The sequence below is a fragment of the Burkholderia sp. Ac-20379 genome (genome assembly GCF_017104645.1).
Classification (GTDB): Bacteria; Pseudomonadota; Gammaproteobacteria; order Burkholderiales; family Burkholderiaceae; genus Burkholderia.
Window position 1 is genome coordinate 1 of the sequence record NZ_JAAGPF010000677.1, and the last position, 1,647, is coordinate 1,647.

General features: G+C 71.0%; 1 protein-coding gene and 1 pseudogene. Both read left to right on the forward strand.

Annotated features, from left to right (window positions below):
- The coding region (locus G3N92_RS33865) for a LysR substrate-binding domain-containing protein (RefSeq protein ID WP_241015202.1) at positions 1–402 on the forward strand (402 nt) is incomplete at its 5' end.
- 408 nt (positions 403–810) lie between these two features.
- Positions 811–1,524, forward strand: a pseudogene (locus tag G3N92_RS33870) (LLM class flavin-dependent oxidoreductase); the annotation flags it as partial.
- Positions 1,525–1,647 lie beyond the last annotated feature (123 nt).

Consider the following 1,647-nt stretch of genomic DNA (forward strand, 5'->3'; position numbering starts at 1 on the left):
TTCTCCCTACACGACGCTATCCCGGTCTGCCGGCTCGCCGATCTGCATACGCGCGGCTGGATCCTGAACCCCGACGGCTGCGGCTTTCGCGCGAGCCTGAAGCGCGCGCTCGACGCGCAGCGCCTGCCGGTCAGCATCGCGCTCGACGCGTTCAGCCGCGACGTGCAACTGCAAGCCGTGGTGGACGGTTTCGGGCTCGGCCTGCTGCCGCTGCCGCTGCTCGAAACCAGCCCGCTGCGCGACGCGCTGGACATCGTCAACGTCACCGATTTCCGGCCGTCGATCGATCTGTGGCTCGCGCAGCGCGAGGGCGTCGAACGGCTGGCCGAGCCGGCGCAGGCCGTGGCCGGCGCGGCGCGCGAACGCTTCGCGGCGCTCGGCGCGGAGGATGCGGCGGCCTGAGCCGCCGCGGCATCCACGTTACGTCGCCAGCTCGCCGTCCCGTCCGTTCGACGCCTCGCGCCGTCGAACGGGACGAACCCACACGCCCGGAACGATCGGCAACACCGCCAACGCCAACAGGCCGGACGCGCATGCGCCGGCCGCGACAACCGCCCACACCACGGCGAGCCGGCCATCGAGCGCCGCGCCCGCACACACGCGCGCCAACATCAGCGCGACCCACAGCCTAAGCGCCCCGCGCGCCCGCGCAAACCATGCAAATCCGATATTCATTGCGCAAATAATTATTTACGTCTTGCATGATCCCGACGCTAATCTGGCCGCCATGTTCCGGCTGGGGCCAGCGTTCGCGCCGCCGCCGGCCCCGTCATTTCGCCCGCCCCCGCCGGGCCGCATCGGAGCACCGCGATGAGCGTCGAATTCATCGGCATGATCACCAGCCAGAAGCAATCCGAGATCCACCCGCCGTCGGGCAACGCCGTCGACCGCGACTACGTGCGCGCCTTCGCGCAGGCTCACGAGCAGGCCGGCTTCGACCGGATCCTGGTGCCGCATCATTCGACCGGCCCGTCGGCCACGCTGACGATCTCGTACGCGGCCGCCGTGACCGAGCGCGTGAATTTCATGCTCGCGCACCGCCCCGGCTTCACGGCGCCGACGCTGGCCGCACGCCAGATCGCGACGCTCGACCAGTTCAGCGGCGGCCGGCTCGGCGTGCACTTCATCTCGGGCGGCTCGGACAGCGAGCAGCAGCGCGACGGCGATTTCCTCGAACACGACGAACGCTACGCGCGCACCGACGAATACCTCGGCATCCTGCGCCGCATCTGGACGGAGGATCGCCCGTTCGATCACGACGGCAAGTTCTACCAATTCCGCCAGGGCTTCTCGGAAGTGAAGCCGGCGCAGAAGCCCTACGTGCCGATCTATTTCGGCGGCGCGTCGGGCGCGGCGCTCGACGTGGCGGCCAAACATGCGGACGTGTACGCGCTGTGGGGCGAATCGCTCGACCAGGTGCGCGAGCTGACCGGCCGCGTGCGCGCCGCCGCAGCCGCGCAGGGCCGCTCGGTGCGCTTCTCGGTGTCGTTCCGCCCGATCCTGGCGGCCACCGAGGACGCCGCCCCGCCCCGCCGCTCGCAAGACCACACGCCCGAACTCCAGCCCCCCTAGCCCACCTCCTACGCCGCCTCCCGCCTGACCCACAACACCCCCCCCCCCCCCCCCCCCCTCCCCCCCCCCCCCCCC